The sequence below is a fragment of the Streptomyces boninensis genome (assembly GCF_048572725.1).
GTDB lineage: Bacteria > Actinomycetota > Actinomycetes > Streptomycetales > Streptomycetaceae > Streptomyces > Streptomyces boninensis.
Genome location: NZ_CP183837.1, coordinates 8260304 through 8274902 on the forward strand (window position 1 = coordinate 8260304; position 14599 = coordinate 8274902).

General features: G+C 72.7%; 14 protein-coding genes. 8 read left to right on the forward strand and 6 right to left on the reverse strand.

Translation table 11 applies throughout. The features are described from left to right. Window positions 1-2: 2 nt before the first annotated feature. Complete coding sequence (locus tag ACNNMR_RS37280; RefSeq protein WP_419999135.1) at window positions 3-497, forward strand: methylated-DNA--[protein]-cysteine S-methyltransferase; 495 nt, start codon at window positions 3-5, stop codon at window positions 495-497. 21 nt (window positions 498-518) lie between these two features. On the opposite strand, the gene ACNNMR_RS37285 is transcribed toward ACNNMR_RS37280, so the two are convergent. Further along, complete coding sequence (locus ACNNMR_RS37285) at window positions 519-2000, reverse strand: PQQ-binding-like beta-propeller repeat protein (RefSeq protein WP_419999136.1); 1482 nt, start codon at window positions 1998-2000, stop codon at window positions 519-521. Between the two features lie 33 nt (window positions 2001-2033). Next, window positions 2034-3752, reverse strand: coding sequence for a BCCT family transporter (locus ACNNMR_RS37290; protein WP_419999137.1), 1719 nt, complete (start codon window positions 3750-3752; stop codon window positions 2034-2036). Between the two features lie 113 nt (window positions 3753-3865). Between ACNNMR_RS37290 and ACNNMR_RS37295 the strand changes: the two genes are divergently transcribed. Then, entirely contained in the window at window positions 3866-5011 is a 1146-nt protein-coding gene (locus ACNNMR_RS37295) for a glycerate kinase (RefSeq protein WP_419999138.1), read from the forward strand. Between the two features lie 52 nt (window positions 5012-5063). On the opposite strand, the gene ACNNMR_RS37300 is transcribed toward ACNNMR_RS37295, so the two are convergent. Both ACNNMR_RS37300 and ACNNMR_RS37305 read right to left on the reverse strand, forming a co-directional pair. After that, complete coding sequence (locus tag ACNNMR_RS37300; RefSeq protein ID WP_419999139.1) at window positions 5064-5795, reverse strand: hypothetical protein; 732 nt, start codon at window positions 5793-5795, stop codon at window positions 5064-5066. Between the two features lie 109 nt (window positions 5796-5904). Beyond that, window positions 5905-7089, reverse strand: coding sequence for a PucR family transcriptional regulator (locus ACNNMR_RS37305; RefSeq protein WP_419999140.1), 1185 nt, complete (start codon window positions 7087-7089; stop codon window positions 5905-5907). Between the two features lie 179 nt (window positions 7090-7268). Between ACNNMR_RS37305 and ACNNMR_RS37310 the strand changes: the two genes are divergently transcribed. Genes ACNNMR_RS37310 through ACNNMR_RS37330 form a run of 5 tightly spaced genes read left to right on the forward strand, consistent with a single transcriptional unit; the run spans window position 7269 to window position 12047 of the window. Beyond that, window positions 7269-8069, forward strand: a complete 801-nt coding sequence (locus ACNNMR_RS37310) for an ABC transporter ATP-binding protein (RefSeq protein WP_419999141.1) — start codon at window positions 7269-7271, stop codon at window positions 8067-8069. Then, a complete protein-coding gene (locus ACNNMR_RS37315; protein WP_419999142.1) occupies window positions 8066-8863 on the forward strand; it encodes an ABC transporter ATP-binding protein in 798 nt (265 codons plus the stop codon). The genes ACNNMR_RS37310 and ACNNMR_RS37315 overlap by 4 nt, the downstream gene beginning before the upstream one ends. Continuing rightward, window positions 8860-9750, forward strand: coding sequence for a branched-chain amino acid ABC transporter permease (locus tag ACNNMR_RS37320; protein ID WP_419999143.1), 891 nt, complete (start codon window positions 8860-8862; stop codon window positions 9748-9750). Before ACNNMR_RS37315 ends, ACNNMR_RS37320 begins: the two co-directional genes overlap by 4 nt. Further along, complete coding sequence (locus tag ACNNMR_RS37325; RefSeq protein WP_419999144.1) at window positions 9743-10795, forward strand: branched-chain amino acid ABC transporter permease; 1053 nt, start codon at window positions 9743-9745, stop codon at window positions 10793-10795. The genes ACNNMR_RS37320 and ACNNMR_RS37325 overlap by 8 nt, the downstream gene beginning before the upstream one ends. Continuing rightward, on the forward strand, window positions 10776-12047 hold the full coding sequence (locus ACNNMR_RS37330; RefSeq protein ID WP_419999145.1) for an ABC transporter substrate-binding protein: 1272 nt from the start codon (window positions 10776-10778) through the stop codon (window positions 12045-12047). Before ACNNMR_RS37325 ends, ACNNMR_RS37330 begins: the two co-directional genes overlap by 20 nt. A 119-nt stretch (window positions 12048-12166) precedes the next feature. Here the strand turns inward: ACNNMR_RS37330 and ACNNMR_RS37335 are convergent, their stop codons facing one another. Both ACNNMR_RS37335 and ACNNMR_RS37340 read right to left on the reverse strand, forming a co-directional pair. Beyond that, window positions 12167-12850: a ribonuclease H family protein gene (locus ACNNMR_RS37335; RefSeq protein WP_419999146.1), complete on the reverse strand. Its 684-nt coding sequence runs from the start codon at window positions 12848-12850 to the stop codon at window positions 12167-12169. Further along, entirely contained in the window at window positions 12843-13427 is a 585-nt protein-coding gene (locus ACNNMR_RS37340; RefSeq protein WP_419999147.1) for a TetR/AcrR family transcriptional regulator, read from the reverse strand. The genes ACNNMR_RS37335 and ACNNMR_RS37340 overlap by 8 nt, the downstream gene beginning before the upstream one ends. Window positions 13428-13481: 54 nt before the next feature. On the opposite strand from ACNNMR_RS37340, the gene ACNNMR_RS37345 reads away from it, so the two are divergent. Further along, window positions 13482-14513: a saccharopine dehydrogenase NADP-binding domain-containing protein gene (locus ACNNMR_RS37345; RefSeq protein ID WP_419999148.1), complete on the forward strand. Its 1032-nt coding sequence runs from the start codon at window positions 13482-13484 to the stop codon at window positions 14511-14513. Window positions 14514-14599: the final 86 nt, after the last annotated feature.

The following is a 14599-nucleotide window of genomic DNA, read 5'->3' on the forward strand; positions in this document are numbered from 1 at the left end:
TCATGCGCACCCACACCGTCGCCGACAGCCCGTACGGCCCGCTCACCTTGGTGGCCGAGGACGGCGAGCTGACCGGCCTCTACATGACAGAGCAGCGCCACCGCCCGGGGGAGGAGACCTTCGGGGAGCGGGCCGATGCCGGCGATGCCCCGTTCGCGGCGGCGATCGTCCAGCTCGACGCGTACTTCGCGGGCGAGCGCACCGACTTCGACCTGCCGCTGAAGCTCACCGGCACCCCCTTCCAGCAGCGCGTCTGGAAGGAGCTGCAGCAGATCCCGTACGGCGAGACGATCAGCTACGGCGAGCTGGCGGAACGCATCGGCAATCCTGCCGCCTCCCGCGCGGTGGGCCTGGCCAACGGCAAGAACCCGATCGGCATCATCGTGCCCTGCCACCGCGTCGTCGGCGCCAACGGCAGCATGACCGGGTACGGCGGCGGCATCCAGCGCAAGCAGCGGCTGCTGGCGCTGGAGCAGGAGGTGCTGCCCGGGACGTGACGCCCCGGGGCGGGCTCCGGGTCAGGCCCCGGGCTGCTGCTCCGGCTCCGGCACGGCGAAGAGCTGCCGCCCGATCAGCCCGACCGGGTGGAGGCCGTCGGTGAACAGCTGCGGCTGGGCGCCGACGGACGTAATCGGCAGTGCGATCTTCTTGCGCAGGGTCACCTGCCCGCTTCCCGGGTCGACGATGCTGAGCACACCGCCCGGGGTCAGCACGTAGATCCCGTACGGCGTCGGCGCGACCGCGGGCAGCCGCCGCCCCCAGGACGCCACGGTGCGGTCGTCGGCGCCGGTGATCTTGCGGAGGTTCAGGGTCAGCGGCACGGTGCGCCCGGGCACCGGCACCGAGACCGTGCCGTCGGTGTGCTGGAGGACGATCACGCCGTCCTTGGTGATGGTGGGCCGCCGGGCCGGGGTGGCGGGGGCCCGGAGCCGGGAGACCTGGACGCGGGAGCCGGAAACCTTGTGCAGCCGGGTGTAGCGCACGGCCGGCTTCCCGGCGTCCTCGGGGCGGTATTCGGCGAAGTAGAGCGAGGCACCGCGGACGCCGATGAAGTGCGTGTTGCGCGGCACGGTGGCGGCATCGGCCGGCAGGTCACCCCCGCCGGCGTCGATGATGCGGACCCGGCCGGCCGGGTCACCTGGTTCCGGCGGACAGACAAGCACCGCCCAGCCGACGGTCGGCCCCCAGGTGCAGCCGGGCTCGTCGGGAAGGGGTCCACTCCAGCCCAGCCGGCCGGTCTCCGGATCGAATCCGGCCAGGCCGGCGCCGTCTTTCTCGGTACGGGCGTACACCAGGTCCGCGCCGACCGCGGCGGCATGCTCGTCCAGCGGTACATCGGCGAGCTCCTGCTTCCAGACCTGCCTTCCGTTGCGCCGGTCTATGCCCGCCACCACCGCGGCCGCGGAGGGCGCGCCGGGGGCGGGGGAGCGGAGCACGTAGACCATCCCCGCCATGCCCATCGGCCGGACGCCGAGCGGGGCGGCGTCAGGTGCGGGTGCACTGCCGGAGGCGGCGGAGCGGATCTTCCACAGGACGCGGCCGTTGGGCGCCCAGATGCGGATGGCGTCGTATCCGGCTCCGTTGCAGTAGACGGAGCTTCCGTCGGGGACTATGCAGCGGGCGTCGCCGCGGACCGGCAGGCTGATCGACCAGCCGTCGCCGTGCCGTACCGGGTCCGGCTTCGCCGTCGGTTCCGCGGAGGGTTCGGCGGGTCCGTAGAGCAGGAGGGCCGCGGCGACGGTGGCCGCGAGGGCGAAGGCCGCACCCGCGAGGATGCGCAGCCGGCGGCGACGGCGGTGTATCGCGTCCGGGACCGTGTCGGCAGGGCCGGCGCCGCTGGGCGCGGGCCGCGCGTCCTCGGTCCGTACGTCCTCGGGCTGCGCTTGCTCAGGCCGTACGTCCTCGGGCTGCGCCCCCTCAGCCGTTGCCTCCTCCGGCCCCTCCGGATCCGGACCGCTCTCTCCCCGACCAGGTCTCTTTATCGCCCTGCCCCACCCCACCAGCACGCCCCCCTCGCTCGATGAGGCGGCAGCCTACCCTTCCTCGTCCCGCCCCCGGATCGCCGCCGCAGCCCGCCGCAGGCGATAGTGCCGCTGCGGTCCGCGACCGCCCCCGCCCTGCTGCTCGTCGATCGCCTCGCCGACCATCACCCGCACCGCGTCCTTCAGCCCGTGCATCGCATGGTGGCGCGGCGGCCCCACACCGGGATCGTCCCGCAGCTCCTTGAGCAGCGCCCAGCACACCACCAGCATCACCACCACAAAGGGCAGCGCCACCAGGATCGTCGCCGTCTGCAGCGAGTCGAGGCCGCCGGCGACCAGCAGCACCGCCGCCACCGCCGCCATCAGCACGCCCCAGGTCACGCTCAGCCAGGTCTTCGGGTGCAGCGCGCCCCCCGAGGTCAGCGAGCCCATGACCAGCGACGCCGAGTCCGCGCTGGTGACGAAGTACGTCATCACCAGGATGATCGCGATCCAGGAGGTGACGACCCCGAGCGGCAGCGCCTTGAGCAGGGCGAACAGCGAGGCCTCCGCGCCATCCGCCGCGGCCGACGTCATGTCCGCCGTGCCCTTCTGGTCCAGCCGGATTGCGCTGCCGCCCATGGTGCAGAACCACACGATCGTCGCGCTCGACGGCACCAGCAGCACCCCGAGCAGAAACTCCCGGATCGTCCGGCCGCGCGAGATCCGCGCCAGGAACGTACCGACGAAGGGCGCCCAGGACAGCCACCACGCCCAGTAGAAGATCGTCCAGGTGCCGAGCCAGCCGGCGTCGGTGAAGGCGCCGGTACGGGTGGACATCTGCAGCAGGTGGTCCATGTAGCCGCCGACGGACGCCGGGATGCTGTCGAGGACGTACACGGTCGGCCCGAAGATGAAGACGAACAGCATCAGCACCGCGGCGAGCATGATGTTGATGGTGCTCAGCCACTTCACGCCCTTGTTGAGGCCGCTCATCGCGGAGACGACGAAGGCCGCGGAGAGCGACACGATGATGATCAGATTCAGGGTCGTCGAAGCCTTGATCCCTGCGGTCAGGTCCAGGCCCTCGGCGATCTGGAGGGCGCCGAGGCCGAGGCTGGTCGCCGTGCCGAAGACGGTGGCGAAGACGGCGAGGAGGTCGACGCAGCGGCCCGGCCAGCCGTTGGCGCGCTCCTCGCCGATCAGCGGGACCAGGACGGCGCTGATGCGGTTGCCGCGGCCCTTGCGGTACGCGGCGTAGGCGAGGGCCAGGGCCGTGATGCCGTAGATCGCCCACGGGTGCAGGGTCCAGTGGAAGAACGAGTACTCCATCGCGGACCGCGCGGCGGCGTCGGTCTGCGGCTCCGCGCCGGATGACGGCGGCGGATCGACGTAATGCTGCAGCGGCTCGCCCACCCCGAAGAACATCAGGCCGATCCCCATGCCCGCGCTGAACATCATCGCGATCCACGCGAGGTTGTTGAACTCCGGCTCCTCGTCGTCCTTGCCGAGACGCAGCCGCCCGAACCGGCTCAGCGCGATCACCACGCACAGCACCAGGAACAGGTCGGCCGCGACGACGAACAGCCACCCGAAGTTCTTCAGCACCCAGGCGAGGGCGGAGGACGACGAGCTGTCGAGCGAGTCCTTGCCGAAGGTGCCCCAGGCCACGACGGCCAGCACGACCACGGCGCCGATGACGAAAACGGGCCAGTCCGGCGGCTGCGACTGCGGTCGAGGCGGCTCTGGCGGCTCCTCCGTCGGGGGCGGAGCGGTCTCGACGGTGCTCATGTCGCCCCACTATGGTGCGCTATGTCCCTGATGTCGCCTCTGGCGCGCCGAACGTGGTGGCGGATAGTGTCGGCTCCGGCGCGACTGCACGTTCGACAGTAAGGAAAAGCAAGGTGGCGGACGGAGCAGTGAACCGCGTGCTGATCGCCGCGGACAAGTTCAAGGGATCCCTCACGGCCGTACAGGTCGCGGAGCGGGTCACGGCCGGGCTGCGCAAGGCGGCGCCGGATGTGTCCGTGGAGGCGCTGCCGGTGGCGGACGGCGGCGACGGCACGGTGGCCGCGGCGGTGGCCGGCGGCTTCGAGCGCCGCGAGCTGCAGGTGACGGGCCCGGTGGGCGCACCGGTCACGGCGGCGTACGCGCTGCGCGGCGACACGGCCGTGGTGGAGATGGCCGAGGCCTCGGGCCTGGCCCACCTCCCCGGCGGCGTCTTCGCCCCGCTGACCGCCACCACGTACGGCAGCGGCGAGCTGCTCCGCGCGGCGCTCGACGACGGCGCGCGCACGATCGTCTTCGGCGTCGGCGGCAGCGCGACCACCGACGGCGGCGCCGGGATGCTGCAGGCGCTCGGCGCCCGCCTCCTCGACGCGGACGGCGAGCCGGTCGCCCCCGGCGGCGGCCCGCTGCGCGACCTGGCGACGGCGGACCTGTCGGGCCTCGACCCGCGCTTCGCGGACGTGGACTTCGTCCTGGCGAGCGACGTCGACAACCCGCTGACCGGGCCGAAGGGCGCGCCCGCCGTGTACGGCCCGCAGAAGGGCGCCTCCGAGGAGGACGTGGCGACGCTGGACGCCGCGCTCGCCCACTTCGCCGAGGTGCTGGCGACCGCGATCGGCCCGAAGGCCACGGAGCTCGCGCTCCAGCCCGGCGCCGGCGCCGCGGGCGGCATCGGCTACGGCGCGCTGGTCGGCCTCGGCGCCCGCTTCCGCCCCGGCATCGAGGTCATGCTCGACGTCCTCGGCTTCGCCCCGGCCCTGGAGCGGGCCGACCTGGTGATCACCGGCGAGGGCTCGCTCGACTTCCAGACCCTGCACGGCAAGGCCCCGGCGGGCGTCGCCGCGGCGGCCCGTACGGCAGGCAAGCCGGTGGTCGCGGTCTGCGGCCGCCTCGCCATCGACGAGTCCGCCCTGCAGGGCGCGGGCATCGAGCGCGCCTACGCCCTCGCCGCGCTGGAGCCGGACCCGGCGAAGTCGATGGCGGGCGCGGGCCCGCTGCTGGAGCAGGCGGCGGAGCAGCTGGGGCGGGACTACCTGAGCTGATGGGCGCCGGGTCGGTCGTGGACGCGACCGACCCGGGTTTCCACTCGAAGGGTCAGACGACGGACAGCTCGAAGCCCACCGAGATCTTTCCGGTCGACTGCCAGCCGCCGACGCAGGCCGTCACCGCCGTGATCTCCGGGTCGAGCGTCACCGTCCGGTCGATGTCGGCGGCATTCACGAGGAGCGCCTCCCAGTTCCCCTCGTAGTTGTTCGTGTGGCCGGTGACCGCGATGAACCACTGGGCCGGACCGGTGGAGGTGCCCGCGAGCCGGACCCTGGCCCCCGGCTCGACGAAGGTCTGGTCGCCGCACGCCTGCGCCGACGTGGACAGCGTCGCCGTGTCCGGGCCGATGTCGTCCACCGCGGTCGGGCTGGTCGAGGCCAGCGACATCCGGTAGTTGGCGATGCTGAAGAAGCCGTGCTTGACGATCCGGTCCACGCGCAGGCACGCCCGGTAGCGGAAGTCGCCGGCTCCGGGGTCGGGGAGCACCTTGTCGACGGGGACCTGCTGTCCGTTGAGCGAGCCGGCCGGGGTGCGGAAGACCACGGTTTCCGCGCCGCCCGCGGCCGCGGCCCGGCGGATGGTCCATTCGCCGGTGCCGTACGTGAGGAATCCGGTCAGGTGCGCCCCGTTGTCCGACTGGACCTGGTCGGTGCACCGCGAGTCGCCCGCGCCGAGCGTCTGGCCGGAGCCGCCGCCGGCGCTGGCGGGACTGGCCGCGCTGATCGCGATCAGCGCTCCCGCCGCGACCGCGATGGCCATGATCCGGCTACGTAATCGCATGCCATCCTCCTTCGCCGCGCCCCGCCCGTGTGCATGCGGTGCCTCCGCCGCCGAACGGGGACATCGATTGCATCTTCAACTACCTACACGTGTGGAGCGCGCCGCCCGTTCAACCGTCCTGGGTGAGCCGGTACGCGTCCAGGGCGAGGGTGATCTCGGTAAGATCGCGCGGCCGCGACAGCGACCGCGACGTCAGCTGCTCCACCCGCCGCAGCCGGTTGAAGACCGTGTTGCGATGGCAGTACAGCCGCGTCGCCGCCCGCCCCGCCGACCCGCTGCACTCCAGCCACGCGTCCAGGGTCTCCAGCAGCACCGCCCGGTCCGTCGCCTCCAGCGCCAGCAGCTCGCCGAAGACGTCGGCCACCAGCAGCCGCGCCAGCTCCGGCTCGCTCACCACCAGCGCGGCCGGCAACCGCCGGTCCAGACGCACCAGTTCGGTGGAGCCCGCGGGCACGGTACGTAATGCCAGCTCCGCCCACCGCCGGGCCCGCCCCAGCTCGGTCAGCCCGCCCACCACCGGGCTGATCCCGCCGGGCCCCGCGGACCGCGCCGCCACCGCCGCCGCCACCTCGGCGGTGCCCGCCTCCTCGCCGAGCGCGACCAGGCCCACCTCCCAGTCCGGCCGGATCCGCCACAGGAACCGCAGCCCGCCCGGCTCCCCGAACACCCGGTGCTCCGCCCCCCGCAGCACCACCACCGCGTACCGCCCCCGCACCGGCAGGTCCAGCGCCGCCGCCGCGCGCTGGGCCAGCTCCGGCTCGGCGCCGCCCGCGAGCAGCGCGTCGAGCAGCGCCTGCACCCGCTCGTCGGTGCGGCGGCGCAGCTCCCGCTCGGTCGCCCGGTAGGCGTCGGTGACCGTCGCCGTCTGCCGGTCGGTGCCGGCCCAGATCACCGTCGCGGTGTGCCCGAGCAGCGGCAGCGCCTCCGGGTTCTTCGCCGTGACGATGTCGAGGAGCGTCTCCCAGACCAGATAGCCCGCATGCCGGTACGCGTACAGCAGCAGCTCAAGCGGCAGCCCCTGCTCGGCGCGGCAACGCCCCAGCTCCGCCGCGTAGTCCAGGTCGGGCCTGGCGCCGGTGCGCGAGGTGACGATCGCCTCGATCCCGTACCGCAGCGCCGCGTCGATCTGCCGCCAGTGCTCGTCGCGCGGCACCGCGAGGTCGTACTGCGGCGAGTGCGCCTCCAGCTCGGCGAGGAGCTTGTCGGTGAGCTCCGGCACCCGCTCGGCGAGCTCGCCCTTGGCGCCGAGCAGGACTTCCCACTCCCGTTCCGTGCGTGCTCTCACAACGGCCACGCCGTCAAGATGGCAGGCATTGTGCGCCTGCACAATCGTCCCGTTTGACAGGTGTTCACGGGCAGCGATTCCGGCGCTCGCCGTGGACGGGCGGCGCCGCCGGGTGCTGTGGTATCCGCACTCACGGTGAGAAGACCCAAAGGCACCCCGGAGAGCCATCCCCGGGAAGAGGAGCGCCGATGCCGCACGCCGCCTTGGAAGTGGGCGCGCTGACCGCTGGATACGGACCCGTGCGGGCGCTGCGGGAGGTGTCGCTGACCGTCGGCGACGGCGCGGTGGTGGCGGTGCTCGGCGGCAACGGCGCCGGCAAGACGACGCTGTTACGCGCGATCTCGCGCACCCTCGGCTTCCACGGCGGCGCGGTCGCGGACGGCGAGGTCAGCTTCGGCGGCGTACGCCTGGACCGGCTCGCGGCCCCCGAGGTGGTCGCGGCGGGCGTCGTCCAAGTCCCGGAGGGACGCCGGGTCTTCGCCCGCATGACCGTCGCCGACAACCTGCGGGCAGGCGCCCTCGGCGCGCCGCGCAGCTCCCGCGCCGCGTCGCTGGAGCGGGTGCACGATCTCTTCCCCGTCTTACGGGAACGCGCCGCCCAGCCCGCGGGCCTGCTCTCCGGCGGCGAACAGCAGATGCTCGCCCTCGCCCGCGGCCTGATGGCCCGCCCGAAACTGCTCCTCCTGGACGAGCCCACCCTCGGCCTGGCCCCGCTGGCTGCGGAACGCATCGCCGACCAGATCCGCGAGATCAACCACCAGGGCACCTCGGTGCTCCTGGTCGAGCAGAACGCGGCCATAGCGCTGCGGGTGGCCTCCGACGCGTACGTCCTGGAGACCGGCCGGGTGGCGCTGAGCGGCCCGGCGGCCGAACTCGCGGCCTCCGACGAGGTCCGCCGCCGCTACCTGGGCGTGGTGGACGAGGCGGCGGCGGAGGACGCGGCCGGGGCCGCGCGGGAGGTCCCGGTGCTGCGGAGGTGGGAGGGATGACGGAATCCACGGCCCTGGAGGTACGCAACCTCACCGTCCGCTTCGCGGGCCTCACCGCGCTCGACGACGTCTCCTTCACCGTCGCCCCCGGCAGCCTGCACGCCATCATCGGCCCCAACGGGGCAGGCAAGTCGACGTGCTTCAACGTCCTCTCCGGCGTCTACCGCGCCACGTCAGGCCGCGTCCGCTTCGGCCCCGACGACCTCACCGGCCTGCCCCCACACCGCATCGCGGCCCTCGGCATCGCCCGCACCTTCCAGAACATCGCCCTCCCCCCGTACGCCACCGTCGCCGACGCCCTCATGCTCGGCCGCCACCGCCTCACCAAGGCGGGCTTCCTCGCCGCCGGCCTGCGGCTGCCCGCCGCCGCCCGCGAAGAGGCGCGGCACCGCGAACGGGTCCGGGAGATAGCCGAGTTCACCGGCCTCGAACGGCATCTCGACCACCCGGCGGCCGCGCTCCCGTACGGCCTGCAGAAGCTGGTCGAGCTGGGCCGCGCGCTGTGCATGGAGCCCCGCCTCCTGCTGCTGGACGAGCCGGTCGCCGGCATGACCTCGGACGAGCGGCGCCGCACGGCGGCCGTCATCGCGGGCGTACGGGAGGGCCTCGGAATCTCCGTCGTCCTGGTGGAACACGACATGGGGGTGGTCATGCGCCTCGCCGACGAGGTGACCGTGCTCGACTTCGGCCGCCGCATCGCCAGCGGCCCGCCCGCCGAGGTGCAGCGCGACCCGGAGGTCGTACGGGCCTACCTGGGCGACACGAACAACTCCGAGGAGGAGGTGACCTCATGACCACCTTCTCCGAGCTGCTGATCAGCGGCATCTCGCTGGGCGCCGTCTACGCGCTCATCGCCCTCGGCTTCGTCGTCATCTTCCGCGCCACCGAGGTCGTCAACTTCGCGCACGCGTCCCTGCTCCTCGCCGGTGGGTACGTGACGGCGCTGCTGACCGACGACATCGGCTTCTGGGCGGCGCTGCTCGTGGGGATCGCGGGTGCGGCGGTGGTCGGGGCGCTGGTGGAGTTCCTCGTCATACGGCGCTACCGGGGCCGCGACCACAGCGTCCTGGCCATCGTCACCATCGGCGTCGACATCATGCTGCTCACCGAGCTGACCCGGCGCATCGGCACCGACGTGCTGCCGCTCGGCGACCCGTGGGGCGACAAGATCGCGGACATCGGCCCGCTGTCCGTACCGCAGACGCGGATCGCGGCGCTGCTCACCGCGGCCGCCGTGATCACCGTCTTCCTGCTCGCCTTCCGCTACACCTCCTGGGGCGTCGCGATGCGCGCCGCGGCCGAGGACCGGGAGGCGGCGGCGCTGATGGGCGTACGGCTCGGGCGGGTGTCGCTGTCGGCGTGGGCGGTGGCGGGCGCGCTGGCCGCGGTGGCCGCGCTCTTCCTGACGGTCTTCCCGACCCCCGGCCTGGAACGCAACACGTCACTCGTTGCCTTGAAGGCCTTCCCGGCCGCCATCATCGGCGGCCTCGACTCCACCACCGGCGCCCTGGCGGGCGGCCTCATCGTCGGGGTGACGGAGGCCATGGTCACCGGCTACCAGGACGAACTGTCCTTCCTGGGCCGCGGCTTGGGCGAGATGGCCCCGTACCTCGTCATGCTGCTGATCCTCCTGGCCCGCCCGGCCGGACTGCTCGGCACGAGGGAGCTGACCCGTGTCTGACACGCGTGGCCGCATCCGGATCGCCCTGGTCGCCGCGGGCGTCCTCGTCCTCCTCGCGCTCCCCTTCTACGTCGACCGCTTCTGGCTGCAGGCGGGCCTCTTCGCCATGGCGGCATCCATCGGCGCGATCGGCCTCAACCTCCTCACCGGCGCCACCGGCCAGCTCTCCCTCGGCCACGCCTTCTTCCTCGCGGTCGGGGCGTACGGCTACTGCGCCCTGGGCGACGTCCTCCCGACCGCGCTGGCCGCGCTCGGCGCGGTGCTGGTCGCGGGCGCCGCGGGCGGCCTGCTCAGCCCGATCGCGGGCCGCCTGCGCGGCGCGTACCTGGGCATCGCCACCCTCGCCCTGATCTTCATCGGCCAGCACGTGCTCTTCAACGCCACCGACCTCACCGGCGGTTACAACGGCCGCGACGTGCCCGCGCTCAACCTCTTCGGCCTCCGCTTCGACGACACCGAGACCGACATCCTCGCGGTCCCGTTCCAGTCGATGGAGAAGCTCTGGTACGCGGGCCTGCTGCTCCTCGCGGCCGGCGCCCTCTTCGCCCGCGGCGTGCTGCGCGGCCGTCCCGGCCGGGCGATGAACGCGATCCGGGACCACCGGGTGGCGGCGGGCGTGATGGGGGTGCCGGTGGCGCGGCTGCGCGCGTGGGTCTTCGTGCTGTCGTCGATGTACGCGGGCCTGGCCGGCGTCCTCCTCGCCCTGATCCTCCAGCGGACGACCCCCGAGTACTTCGGCTTCGCGCTCTCCCTCGAATACCTCGCCATGATCGTCATCGGCGGCCTCGGCTCGGTCGCGGGCGCGGTCCTCGGCGCGGTCTTCGTCTCCCTCCTCCCGCAGCTCTTCGACCGCTACAGCGAGTCCCTGCCCCTCGTCTCCGCCTCCGGCACCGGCGGCATCGCCCCGGGCGAGGCGTCCTCATACCTCTACGGCGCCGCCGTCGTCGCGGTGGTGCTGTTCCTGCCCGGCGGCCTGGTCCGGCTGGGCTCCGGAGCCGCCCTCACCCTCAAGAAGGAGCCGTCCGATGAAAGCGCACCCGCGTAGATCAGCACTGGTGGCGGTGGCCGCGATCCTCGCCCTCACCGCCGCAGGCTGCAGCAGCAAGGCCAAGGACGACGACGGCGAAGGCGGCGGCAAGGGCGCCAACGCGCTCAAAACCGGCGACGGCGTCACCGCCACCACCATCCCGCTCGGCGTCCTCACCGACATGACCGGCGTCTACGCCACCCTCGGCAAGAGCGTCACACAGGCCCAGCAGCTGTACATGAAGCAGCTCAACGCGAAGGGCGGCATCTGCGGCCGCAAGGTGGAGCTGACGATCCGCGACCACGGCTACGACCCGCGCAAGGCGGTCGCGGCGTACACGGAACTGGAGCCCAAGGTGCTGGGCTTCCCGCAATTCATCGGCTCCCCGTTCGTAGCGGCCCAGAAGAAGCGCATCGACGAACAGGACAAGGGCCTGGTCATCCCGCAGGCCTGGTCGGCGAATCTGCTCGGCAGCGAATCGATCCGCCAGATCGGCGCCACGTACGACTACGAGATGATCAATGCGGTCGACTTCCTCGTGAAGAAGAAGTTCGTGAAGTCCGGAGACAAGATCGGCCACGTCTACTTCGAGGGCGACTTCGGCGAGAACGCCCTGGCGGGCTCGAAGTACGCGGCCGAGGAGGCCGGCGTCTCGGTGGTGGAGCAGAAGATCAAGCCGACCGACCAGGACATGACGGCTCAGGTGACGGCGCTGAAGAAGGCCAAGGTCAAGGCCATCTTGATCAGCGCGGGCCCGGCCCAGTCCGCGTCCCTGACGGGCGTAGCGGCAGCGGCGAAACTCCCGGTCCCGGTGGTGGGCAACAACCCCACCTTCGCCCCGCAGCTCCTGAAGACCCAGGCGGCCCCCGCCCTCCTGAAGAACTTCTACTTCATGGCCTCGACGCTCCCGATCGGCGACAAGGGGTCGGGCCCGGCGGAGCTGGCAAAGACGTACTCAGCCGCGTACAAGGGCGCCCTGCTGGACAACGGCATCATCGCCGGCTGGGCCGCCGCGGATGTCTTCGCCGAGGCCCTGAAGCAGGCCTGCAAGTCCAAGGACCTGACCCGCGACGGCGTCCGCAAGGCCCTGCTCTCCATGACCGACTACGACCAGGGCTTCGGCATCAGCCACGACTTCTCGGATGCGGCTGCGCCGTCGACGAAGGAGAGCTACGTCCTCCGGCCGGACGCCAAGGCCAAGGGCGGCATGGTGGTGGCGGAGAAGACCTTCACCGCGCCGGCGGCGGAGGGCTACACGCCGGAAGGGTGAGCCCTAGACCCCCTTGTCGGCGCCTGCGCGCCTCGTCCTCAAGCGCCGGACGGGCTTTAAAGCCCGTCCGGCGCTTGAGGACGAGCGCCGCCAGGCGCGATCAACCCCGCACGCAGCAGTTACCGCTCGGCGGCGCCGACTTTCGCACAGTCGACATGCCCCCACCCATCAGAATTCTTGGCGATCGTCGCGCCGACCTCATAAGACCGCCCACACCGACACCGCCCCGCAAACTTAGCCTTCACCGTGCCACCGCCGGAGGCCCGCTTCCGCGCCGCAGGCACACCCGCCGGCTTCGCCGGCTTCGTCGGCGCGTCCCCCTCCGGCAGCTCACTGCCGTACGCGCTGCCAATCGCCTCCTGAGTCCGCGCGCTATAGCTCGCGGCAGCGTCCGCGGCCGCGTTGTACGGGTCGCCATCCACCTGATGCGCGGCCACGTACACGAGTCCCACCTCGCGCCCCGCCAGCGCCGCGTCAATCGCGACGATCAGCTCCTGGTTGGCCACGGGCTTCCCCGCCGCCGTCTTCCACCCACGCTTGCGCCACCCCGGCAGCCACTCCCGCACCGCCTTCATCGCATACGTGGAGTCCATCCGGACCTCGAGCGGCACCGCCGCATCCGTCGCCTCCAGCACCCGCAGCAGCGCCGTCAGCTCCGCGATGTTGTTCGTCGACGTGCCCAGCGGCCCGGCCTCCCACCGCTCGACGCTTCCGTCGGCCCCGGCGATGGCCCAGCCCCAGGCGGCCCGCCCGGGATTCCCTTTCGACGCGCCGTCGCACGCCGCGATGATCAAGTCAGTCACCGGGCGATTCTCCCATCCCGGCCACCGATTCCCGGACCGAGGCGGCGATCTCGTCGAGGGAGTCGGCGAAGTCCTGTTCCCCGCCGGTCTTGATCCAGCGCTCGAAGGCGTTCTGAAAGATGAGCGTGGCGAGCTGCGCCACCAGTTTCGCGCTGTCGTCCGCCACCCCGCGCTGCCCCAGCGCATCGCGGATCGCGGCGCCGACCGCGGCGGTCTTGGTGCGCTCCCGCTCCTGGAGCTCCGGGCTGGCGTTGATCACCGCCCGGCGCTCGGCGATGTGGTCGACGTCCGCGACGAGCCGGGAGCCGATCGGGGCGAGCGCGTCGAGCACCGCGGCCAGCGGAGCGGCGTCCGGGTCGGCGGCCAGGACGGCCGCGGCCACGGCGGGCGGCAACTGCTCCGAGCCGGCGAAGAGGACCTCACGCTTGTCGGGGTAGTAGCGGAAGAACGACCGCCTGGTGATCCCCGCGCGCTCGGCGATCTGGGTCACGGTCACCTGCTCGTAGCCGCGCTCGCCGAAGAGCTCCAGTGCGGCCTTTCTCAGCCGCTCCGCCGTGCCGGGATCCCATCGCGCCATGGACTCGACAGTAGCAAGTGATGTCTCGGTGTGTCATGACTGCTAAGCTAAGTGATGAGCCGCGGCGTCGCCGCGGACCTGGCCGCCCGGGGCCTGGCGCCCGTGCTGGTGGGACGCGACGAGAAGCGCCTGCGCAAGACCGCCGCGGACCTTGGCCTCGCCGCCGACGCAAAGGTCGTCGCCGCCGCTGGGGCGGACCGCATCGCCGCCGAGATCACCCGGCAGCGACCGGCCGTGGTGGTCAATACGATCGGTGACTACGCCGACACGGCGGTGCGGATCGCCCGCGCCTGCATGCCCGGCGGCCACTACCTCGATTTCGCCAACGACCTGACCGCGACCCCCCGCCTGCTCGGCCTCCACCAGGAGGCGGCCGCGGCGGGCAGCACCCTGGTCACCGACGCCGGCTTCGGCGTCCTTGGCACCGAGGCCGTGGTGGCGAAGCTCCGCGAGGGCCGCCCCGCTCCGGACCGGGTGCGTATCGACGCCCTGCCCTCGGTCGCCACGGAGGGCGGCGTCATGGGCGCCGCCCTCGCCGCCTCCATCGTCGACGTGCTGGCCACCGGCGGGCGCCGGTACGTGAACGGCCGCCTGGCCAAGGCGCGGTTCGGCGTCGAACCGCAGCGGCTCGCCCTCCCCGACGGAGAGACGGCGCGCAGCGCCGGCGGCCCGTCGGGCGAGCTGGTGGCCGCCCAGCGGGTCAGCGGCGCACCGAACGTCACCGCCACCTCGGCCCTCGTCCCGACCGCCCCCGCCGCAGGAGTGGCCATGTCGCTCGTCGGCAAGCTGCTGACCGTACCAACGCTGCGGCGCGTCGCCGTCCGCGGAATGGCCAGGATCTCGGTGAAGCCCGCGCCCCGGCCCCGGCAGCACTCCTGGGGGCACGCGGTCGTGCACTGGTCCGACGGCACCCGCCGCGAAGGCTGGCTGCGCGCCGGCGAGGCCATGGACTTCACCGTGGCCGTCGGCGCCGAGACCGCAGCCCGCCTGGCCCGGGGCGAGGGTGAGCCCGGCGCGTACACGCCGGCCGCCGCGCTCGGCCCCGAGGTCGCCATCGCCGCCGGGGGCACCTTCGTCCTCGAGTGAGCACGCATGCGTCCTTGAGCGAGCACGCATTACGGCCCCGGGCCCACGTCCAAGACGCGGGCCCGGGGCCGTAGAGCTTCAGCTGC